This window comes from Anaeromyxobacter sp. SG17 (assembly GCF_022690695.1).
GTDB classification, from domain to species: Bacteria; Myxococcota; Myxococcia; order Myxococcales; family Anaeromyxobacteraceae; genus Anaeromyxobacter; species Anaeromyxobacter soli.
In genome coordinates, this window is sequence record NZ_JALCYX010000028.1 from 46,863 (window position 1) to 55,787 (window position 8,925).

Genomic DNA, 8,925 nt, shown 5'->3' on the forward strand with positions numbered 1-8,925 from the left:
GCGCGCCGGAGATGTCGTCGGCGCGCCTACCATTGGGCGCCCGCGCGCACCCGGGAAGCGCGCCGGGCGGCCGTGGCTCGCGCGGGGGAGCGGGCCCGCGCCCGGCGTGCGCCGCCCCGGTGCGTGGCCCCGGCGCCGGGCGCGGCCTACCGTGTGGAGGTGCGCATCGCGATCGTCTCGACCCCCTTCGTCCCCGTTCCTCCCCCGGCGTACGGCGGGACGGAGCTCGTCGTCCACGCGCTCTACCGCGCCCTCGCCCGCGCAGGCCACGACGTCACCGTCTTCGCGACGGGCGACTCGACCGCCCGCGGCGTGCGCGCCTTCTTCGAGCGCGCCGTGTGGCCGCCCGATCCCTACTCCGAGATCCTCCACTGCCGCTTCGCCGCGCAGGAGATCGCCGCGGGCGGCTACGACGTGGTGCACGCGAACGTCCCCGCCATGCTCGCCTTCGCCGACGAGCTGCGCCCGCCGATGGTCTACACCCTGCACCACGCGCTCGAGCCCACCCTGGCGCGCTTCTACGAGCGCGTCGAGGGCGTACGCCTGGTCGCCATCTCGGAGCGGCAGGCGGAGCTCGCGCGGCCCGCGCCGCACGACGTCGTCCACCACGGGCTCGATCCGGAGCTGTACCCCGTCGCCGGCACGGGCGGGGGCGGAGCGTTCTTCCTCGGGCGGCTCTCCTGGTGCAAGGCGCCGGAGGTCGCGATCGAGGCTGCGGCGCGGGCCGGCGTCCCCATCACCGTGGCCGGCGCCATCCACGGCGACGCCGCGCCGGAGGGCTGGCGAGAGCGCGTGCTCGCGCCCGCGCTCCGGCGGCCACACGTGAGCTGGGTGCGCGAGGCCGATCTCGCCGCCAAGCGCCGCCTCTTCGCGACCTCGCGCGCCTTGCTCGTCCCGCTGCGCTGGGACGAGCCGTTCGGGCTCGTGATGATCGAGGCCGCGCTCGCGGGGTGCCCCGTCATCGCGTCGCCCAGCGGCGCGGCGCCGGAGATCGTCGAGGACGGCGAGACCGGCTTCCTGGTCCGCTCGGAGCGCGAGATGGCGGCCGCGCTGCGGCGGGTCGGCGCGCTCGACCGCCGGGCCATCCAGGCCCGGGCGCGGCACCGCTTCGGGGCCGATCGGATGGCGGCCGGGTACCTCGCCGTGTATCGCGCCGCGATCGCCGAGCGCATGCGCCTGCGGCTCGGCGGGGCGCCCGCGGCGGAGGACGGATGGACGACGCTCGCGCAGTGAGCCTCGCGCGACCGGAGGACCTGCTCGGCTACTCGGACCCCTCGACGCAGCCCGAGGCGACGGGGGTCGACAAGCTCGTCCTGAAGCGCGGCAACCTCTTCCTGGTGGCCAACCGGCTCGGGGACGTGGCGCCGGCGGGCGCCCGCGACCTCGGGCTCTTCCTCACCGACACGCGCCACCTCTCCTCGTGGAAGCTCTCGGTGAAGGGCGGGCCGCCCCTCTGCCTGTCGTCCCAGGTGTCGCCCGAGTACGTCGCCCAGATCGACTTCACCGTCACGAGCCTGCACGAGGGGGATCTCCTCGGGCGCGAGCCGCTGAACTACGTCCACCTGCGGCGCGACCAGATCATCGACGACGTCTTCCTCGAGCGCATCGTCCTCACGAACTTCCTCGACCGCCCCATCGCCTTCTGGATCGAGATGTGCTGGGCTGCGGACTTCGCGGACGTCTTCGAGATCCGCGGCGCCCAGCGCGCGGCGCGCGGCACCTACGAGGTCCCGCGCGTGGAGAAGGACCGCGCGATCCTGCGCTACGACGGGCGCGACGGGCGCGGGTACGCGACGGAGATCCGGCTGGAGGGGCTGCGGGCGGACGGCCCCGCGCGCCTCTCGCGCATGGGGGGCCGGGGCGCGCGGGTGGATCTCCACCTCGAGCCGGCCGGCAAGGTCGAGCTGTCGTTCGTCGTCGCGGCGGGGATCGAGCGCGGTCCGGCGGCCGGCCGGAGGGGGCGCGACGAGGACCGCGAGGTGCCCCGCGGCCCGTCCGCGTCGTTCGACGCGCGCGCCCGCGCGACCCGCGACGCCTACGACTCGTGGGAGCGCGGCGCGACGCACTTCCGCTCGTCGAACGATCTCTTCGACCTCGCGCTCCACAACGCCGTCGCCGACCTGAAGGCGCTGCGCGTCTACCACTTCGGCGAGCCGGTCATCTCGGCGGGGATCCCCTGGTACACCTGCCCGTTCGGCCGGGACGCGCTCATCACGGGCTACGAGGCGATGCTCGCCGCGCCCGAGGTGGCGCGCGACGCGCTCCGCTTCCTCGCGCGCCTGCAGGGCACGATCGACGATCCCGAGCGCGACGAGGAGCCGGGGAAGATCCCCCACGAGATCCGCTTCGGCGAGATGGCGGCGGCGGGCGAGGTGCCGCACTCGCCGTACTACGGCTCGGCGGACGCGACCCCGCTCTTCCTCGTGGTGCTCGACGAGTACGACCGCTGGACGGGGGATCGGGCCACCGTCGAGGCGCTCCTCCCGGCCGCCGAGCGCGCGCTCGGGTGGCTCGACCGCGCCGCCGATCCGGCGCGCGGCGGCCTCGTGGAGTACGCGCGCCGCACGCCGAAGGGCCTGCGCAACCAGGGCTGGAAGGACAGCCACGACGGCGTACCGTTCGCGGACGGCCGCCCCGCCGAGCCGCCCATCGCGCTCGTGGAGGTGCAGGGCTACGCCGTGGACGCGCGCCGCCGGATGGCCGGGCTCTACCGGCGCCTCGGCCGCGACGCGGACGCGGAGCGGCTCCTGGCGATCGCGAACGCGCACGCGGACGCGATCGAGGCGCGCTTCTGGATGGAACGGGCGGGCACCTACGCGATCGCGCTCGACCGCGAAGGACGCCAGGTGGACGCGGTCACCTCGAACCCCGGCCACCTGCTCTTCTCCGGCGCGGCGGCGCCGGACCGCGCGCGGCGCGTCGTCGCCTCGCTGCTCGACGAGCGCATGTGGAGCGGGTGGGGGATCCGCACGCTCGGCGCGGGGCAGCCGGCGTACAACCCGCTGAGCTACCACAACGGCACCGTCTGGCCGCACGACAACGCGCTCTGCGCGATGGGCATGAGCGCCTACGGCGAGGTGGAGCGCGCCGGGGAGGTGCTCACCGGGCTCTGGCAGGCGGCGCAGCACTTCCGCCTGCTCCGGTTCCCGGAGCTGTTCTGCGGGCTCGGCCGCGACGGCGGCCGCTTCCCGGTCCACTACCCGGTCGCCTGCTCGCCGCAGGCCTGGTCGTCGGCCGCGTGGTTCCTCCTCGTCCGCGCGGTGCTGGGGCTCTTTCCGGACGCGCACGCCCAGACGCTCCACGTCCGGTTCCCGTGGCTGCCGCCCTGGCTCGACGAGCTCACGCTCGAGGGCGTGCGCGTGGGCGCCGCGCGCGCGACGCTGCGCTTCCTCCGCGGGCCCAAGTCCGCCTACGCGGAGGTGGTGGACGTGGAGGGCGGACCGCTGCGGGTGCGCATCGAGGTGTGAGCCTTCACCCGCGCGCACGAAAAGCGAGAGGCCGCGGGTGTGCCCCGCGGCCTCTCCAGCTTTTTGGCGCGTGGGCGCCCGACTAGGATTCTCCGCCAGACGCCTCACTCGAGACGAACGGCGGGGGCAGGAGTCGAGCGTCCGACCACGCATCGACGAGGACGTGAGACGGGAGGTGGGCCCTGCAGTTCGAGCGTTTGGGCTGGAGCTTCTTCATGGCAGGGTCCTCGGTCGGCCTCCGGCGGGACTCGAGTGCGTACCTGTTCAATCGGCGTGCCGTAGGGCCTCCAAGGCGAATCACTCCTGGAATCAAAGACTTGTGGAAAACCCGCGCGGGCCGCGGCTGTAATTCTGACGGTTCCCGGCAACGCCAGGGTGTAGCGAACCCCGGTAACATGACCGGTCGGATGCTCGATCGTGCCCGCGCCCGCCCTATAAGGAATGGCGCCGTGGAGCGCGTGAGCCGCGCTGCGAGGAGCCATGTTCGCGACCATCGAAGAAGCCGCCGAGAAGCTCGCGGGCGCCGGCTACCTGCCTTCGCGCGAGATCGCGACCGCCGTATTCCTGGCCGACCGGCTCGAGAAGCCCATCCTCGTCGAGGGGCCGGCCGGCGTGGGCAAGACGGCGCTCGCCCGGGCGTTCGCGCAGGCGTCGGGCCGCTCCCTCATCCGGCTCCAGTGCTACGAGGGGCTCGACGAGTCGAAGGCGCTCTACGAGTGGGAGTACGCGAAGCAGCTCCTGTTCACGCAGCTCCTCCGCGAGCGGATCGGGGAGGCGATGTCAGGCGCGGAGTCGCTCGCCGAGGCGGCGGATCGCATCGCGGGGGAGGGCAACGTCTTCTTCAGCGAGCGGTTCCTGCTGCCGCGGCCGGTGCTGCGGGCCATCACGAGCGAGGAGCCGGCGCTCCTGCTCGTGGACGAGATCGACAAGGCGGATCCCGAGCTCGAGGCGTTCCTGCTCGAGGTGCTCTCGGAGTGGACCGTGACCGTGCCGGAGATCGGCACCGTCCGTGCGCGCCAGGTGCCCCGCGTGGTGCTCACGTCCAACGCGGCGCGCGACCTCTCCGACGCCCTCAAGCGCCGCTGCCTCCACCTGCACATCGACTTCCCCTCGCGCGAGCGGGAGCTCGCCATCGTCCGCGCCAAGGTGCCGGAGGCCACGGAGGCGCTCGCGCGCGCCGTGGTGTCGGCGGTGGGGAAGCTCCGTACGCTCGACCTCAAGAAGCCGCCCTCGATCGCGGAGACGCTCGACTGGATCCGCGCGCTCGCCGTGCTGAACGCGACGGAGCTCGACGCGACGCTGCTCGACGAGACCCTGAACCTCGTCCTCAAGTACGAGGCCGATCTCGCCCGCGCGCGCGAGCGGCGCGGGGAGTGGCTGATCTAACGGGGGCTGCGCCCCCGCCCCACCGACGGCTGACCGCCGTCGGCCGGGGCCCCACCCCTGCTCGCCGGGTCCCGTGCGCCGCCGCGTGGCGGCTTCGCCGCGAACGCGCCGGCGCCCCGGCGGGCTCGCTTCGCTCGCGTGTCGCTCAAGCCCCGGCGGCGGATCCCCCGCCCTGCATGCGCGAGGGCACCTGGACGATCTCCTCTCCCGGCAGGACGAGCGCGGTGAGGCGACCGCCGTAGACGCAGCCGGTGTCGAGGCCGAGGCACCTCACGCCGGCCTCGCTCAGGTCGCGCGTCGGCTCGGCGAGGCTCTGCGGGTGGTGGCCGTAGACGACGCGCTCGGGCCCCGTCCAGGCCTCCGCCCAGCGCCGCACCCCGGGCTCGCCCGCGTCGCCGCGCACGCGCCCCACCGGACGGCCCGCGGCGTCGACGTAGCGCAGCCGGACCATCCAGTCGGGCGGCTGCGCCGCGATGGGCATCCCCGGCAGGAACCCGGCGTGCACCGCCACCCAGCCGTCGCCGAGCGCGATGGTCCGCGGCAGCGCGGCCAGCCAGGCGAGGTCGTCCTTCGCGAGCGCCGCGTGCTGGGCGGCCCGGCGCGGATCGAAGCGCACCGGGTTCTGGTGGCGGTGGTCCGAGCGCCGGCGCGCCTCGTGCGCCGCGAAGCGGAGGTGCTTCTCCTCGTGGTTGCCGAGGACCGACTCGGCCCGCAGCTCCCGCGCCCGCCGGAGGACGCCCACCGGGTCGGGGCCTCGATCCAGCAGGTCGCCGAGCAGGACGAGCCGGTCCCGTCCGCGCGCGAAGCCGGCGGCCCGGAGCAGGTCGTCGAGCTCGGCGAGGCATCCGTGGACGTCGCCCACGACGAGGGTGCGGCGCGGCGCGGCCATCTCGGGGCGAGTGTAACGCCCGCCCGCCTGGGCGGCGCGATCACCGAGCCGCCGAGGCGGGTTCGTCCCAGTAGCCGGCGTAGGCCGCGATCGCCGCCGCGTCGAACGCGCCACCTGGCCGCCGATCCACGATCCGCCACTCGCCTCCCGCGCGGGCGACGAGGTACTCGCTCACGGTCCGGAGGAGCCTGCGGGCGTCGGCGGCGGGGTCGAGGTAACGCTCCTCGACCGTCACGACGGCGGTCGCGCGAGGGCCGCGGCGGACGGCGAGGAGCTGGAAGGAGTCGAGCACGTGGGCCCGCGCGGCGTCGCGCCAGAACGCCAGTGGGTGGGGCTCGCCCGCCGCGTCCTTGCGCTCGAGCTCGGCCCTCGTACGGGGTGCGATGAGGCGTGTCGCCGCTGAGTACTCCCCGGCGCGAGCCGGCACGGCGGCGCCCGCGCGGAGCGGCCCGCGGGGTCCGGCGAGGCGTACCTCGTCCAGGTAGTGCAGGACGACGCGCGCGGGGCCGCGCAGGAGGTTCTCTCTCGGGGCGGCCCCCGAGGGCGCGAGCGCGGGCGAGGTGGTGAGCGCGAGCGCGACGAGGAGGGCCGATGTGGTCATGGGTCGTCCCGCCCTGGCGTCCCAGGGCGCCCGGACACGTTCGGTCGCCGGGTGCGCCCCCGCAATCCGCGCGCGGGGCGCCCGCGCGCAGACGCCCCGCGAGACCCTCCTCGGTCGGCGCTCGCCCGTTCGGCGCGGCGGGAGGCGATGGCTAGATTGGCGGACGACACCGGCCTATGCTCGGTGACCGCGCGGGAGTCCTCTCGCGACCTGCCCACACATGGAACAGAAGCGCGTCCTCATCGTCGAGCCGGACAACGCCTTCGCGCTCTCGCTCGCCTCGCTCTACCGGCAAGACGGCTGCGGCACGCGGATCGTCGCGAGCGCCGGCGAGGCCGAGCTCGAGATCGCCACCCGCCGTCCCGACCTCGTCGTGGCCCGCGCGGAGCTGCCCGACCTCTCCGGGTTCTCGCTCTGCGCGCGGCTCCGGCACGATCGCACGACCGCCGGCCTGCCCGTCCTCCTCTACTCGTCGGACACCCCCCCGGAGGCGCTCGCGCAGCACGCCCGCACGCCGTGGGCGGCGAACGGCTACCTCGCGATGCCGCTCGACACGGACGCGCTGCGCAAGCTCTCCGCGCGCATCCTCGCCGCGGCCGCCCCGGTGGAGAGCGCGGACGACGCAGTCATCGAGCTCGATGACGGCGACGTGGAGCTCCCCGGCGAGCCGCCGGGCGAGGTCGCCTCCGAGGCGGAGGCCGGGGCCGCCGCGGCGAGCGGCGAGGAGGTCGCCGAGGAGCCCAGCCAGGAGCCCGCGCCCGACCCGGACGCGCCGCCGCCGATGCCCCGCCGCGCCCAGCGGAGCGGCCTCACCGACGAGGACCGGTCGTTCGTCGAGCGCGTGTTCCAGTCCGTGGGGGAGCGGCACGCGCTCGCCGCGGAGGCGGACCGCCGCCCCCCGCAGCGGCGCGAGCTCAGGGAGACTCCCGAGGGGCGCACGCAGCTCCTCCGCGAGGATCTCAAGTGGCGGGAGGCGCAGATCGCCCGGCTCGCCGAGGCGTGGGAAGCGCGCGAGCGCGAGCTTTCGGTGTTCGACGAGCGGCTCCACGACAAGGACGTGGAGCTGCAGGCGCTCCGGGACGAGGTCGAGGATCTCTCGCGCCGGCTCGGCGAGGCGCGCGAGCTCTTCGTCCAGAAGGAGCGCGAGTACGGCGCGTCGATCGACGGGCTGCTCCTCGAGAAGTTCGGGCAGGAGAAGGAGCTCATCGAGGTGGTCGCCGCGAACGAGCGGCGCATCCACGAGCTCGAGCGGGAGGTGGGCGCCGCGGGCGAGGAGCTGCAGGAGCGCGACGCGGCGCTCTCGCGGGCGCGCGCGGAGATCGAGGAGCTCGGCCGCGACGCGCGGGCCGAGCAGCACCGGACCGAGGCCCGGGAGCGCGAGCTGCAGGAGGAGATCTCCCGCCGGACCGACGAGCTCTCCGCCGCCGAGGAGGCGCTCGGCGAGGCGCGCGAGGCGTCGGAGGTCGCGGCCCGGGAGGCGGCGGCGCAGCTCGACGAGGCCGCCGCCCGGAGGCGGGCGCTCGAGGCGGAGCTCGAGCGGACGCGCACCGAGCGCGACGCCGAGGCGCGCTCGCGCGAAGCGGCGCGGGAGGAGAACGAGGCCCGCGTCCGCGCGGTCGAGGTGGAGCGCGAGAAGCAGCGCGCGGACGACGAGAACCGCCGCGCCGCGCTCGAGGTGCGCATCCGCGAGCTCGAGGCCGCCCTCGCCGAGGGGGAGCGCGCGCGCGAGGAGGCGGCGGTCGCCGCCCGCGAGGCGCAGGCCGCGCTCGAGGGGCGCGTGGCGGAGGGCGAGGCGGCCCTCCGCGAGCGCGACGGGCGGCTCAGGCTGCTCGACGACGAGTACCGCCAGTTCCGCGACGCGGCGCGCGGGCGCGAGGAGGAGCTCGGCCGCGAGGCGGAGGAGCGGCTCCAGCGGCTCGGCGAGGTCGAGGGCGCGCTCGAGGCGCTCGCGCAGGCGTCGGCGGAGCGCGAGGGGGAGCTGCGCGCCGAGCTGGAGGGGGCGCAGGCGGCGCTGGAGGAGACGCGCGCGGCGGCGGAGCGCGCGGCGCGCGAGGCGGCCGAGGCCGCCGCAGTGCGGCAGGAGGAGGCGGAGCGGACCCTCGCGGGCGCGGAGCGTGCGCTCGCCGAGGTGCGCGCCCGGGCCGAGGCGCTCGACGGCGCGCTCGCGGAGGCGCGGGCGCGGCTCGAGGAGGTCGAGGCGGCGCGCGCGGCCGAGCGAGAGGCGCAGCGGGCCCAGCTCGACGGAGTGCGCGAGGACCTCGAGCGCCAGCGCGGGGTGGCGGAGGGGACCGCGCGCGAGCGCGACGCGCTCCGGGCGGCCCTCTCCGAGCGCGAGGCGGAGCGCGACGCGCGGGGCGCCGAGCGGGACGAGGCGCGGGCCGAGGTGGAGGTCGCCCGCGCGGAGGCGGCGCGGCTCGCCGGTGAGCGCGACGCGGTGGCGGCCTCGCTCGTCGAGGCGGAGCGCGGCGCGGCGGGGCTCGCCGACACGATCGCGTCGGCGCGCGAGGAGATCGCGCGGCTCACCGCCCACCTCTCCGACGTCGAGGCGGCGGCCGGCGCCCGGCAGGGCGTGCTCGAGGGCG

The 8,925-nt window shown here is 76.0% G+C and carries 6 protein-coding genes; 4 read left to right on the forward strand and 2 right to left on the reverse strand.

Features of this window, described 5'->3' with window-relative positions:
• The first annotated feature begins 159 nt into the window (after positions 1-159).
• The 3 genes from MNY60_RS24285 (at position 160) to MNY60_RS12480 (ending at position 4,853) form a co-directional block, all read left to right on the forward strand.
• Entirely contained in the window at positions 160-1,233 is a 1,074-nt protein-coding gene (locus tag MNY60_RS24285) for a glycosyltransferase family 4 protein (protein WP_242336985.1), read from the forward strand.
• Complete coding sequence (locus tag MNY60_RS12475) at positions 1,212-3,467, forward strand: glycogen debranching N-terminal domain-containing protein (protein ID WP_242336988.1); 2,256 nt, start codon at positions 1,212-1,214, stop codon at positions 3,465-3,467. Before MNY60_RS24285 ends, MNY60_RS12475 begins: the two co-directional genes overlap by 22 nt.
• Positions 3,468-3,947: 480 nt before the next feature.
• Positions 3,948-4,853 carry a MoxR family ATPase gene (locus MNY60_RS12480; protein WP_242336991.1) on the forward strand — a complete coding sequence of 302 codons (906 nt, stop codon included), beginning with the start codon at positions 3,948-3,950 and terminating at the stop codon, positions 4,851-4,853.
• 145 nt (positions 4,854-4,998) lie between these two features.
• Here MNY60_RS12480 and MNY60_RS12485 read toward each other — a convergent pair whose 3' ends face one another.
• Together MNY60_RS12485 and MNY60_RS12490 are read right to left on the reverse strand one after the other, a co-directional pair.
• A complete protein-coding gene (locus MNY60_RS12485; RefSeq protein ID WP_242336993.1) occupies positions 4,999-5,742 on the reverse strand; it encodes a metallophosphoesterase in 744 nt (247 codons plus the stop codon).
• A gap of 40 nt (positions 5,743-5,782) precedes the next feature.
• Complete coding sequence (locus MNY60_RS12490; RefSeq protein WP_242336996.1) at positions 5,783-6,343, reverse strand: hypothetical protein; 561 nt, start codon at positions 6,341-6,343, stop codon at positions 5,783-5,785.
• Positions 6,344-6,563: 220 nt separating this feature from the next.
• Between MNY60_RS12490 and MNY60_RS12495 the strand changes: the two genes are divergently transcribed.
• Positions 6,564-8,925, forward strand: a 2,362-nt coding sequence (locus MNY60_RS12495) for a response regulator (protein ID WP_242360696.1), incomplete at its 3' end; no start/stop codon positions are given.

Bases quoted from the DNA above. Each gene is read 5' to 3' on its own strand.
- MNY60_RS12475 (WP_242336988.1), top strand. From the start codon at position 1,212: ATGGACGACGCTCGCGCAGTGAGCCTCGCGCGACCGGAGGACCTGCTC.
- MNY60_RS12480 (WP_242336991.1), top strand. From the start codon at position 3,948: ATGTTCGCGACCATCGAAGAAGCCGCCGAGAAGCTCGCGGGCGCCGGC.
- MNY60_RS12485 (WP_242336993.1), bottom strand. From the start codon at position 5,742: ATGGCCGCGCCGCGCCGCACCCTCGTCGTGGGCGACGTCCACGGATGC.
- MNY60_RS12490 (WP_242336996.1), bottom strand. From the start codon at position 6,343: ATGACCACATCGGCCCTCCTCGTCGCGCTCGCGCTCACCACCTCGCCC.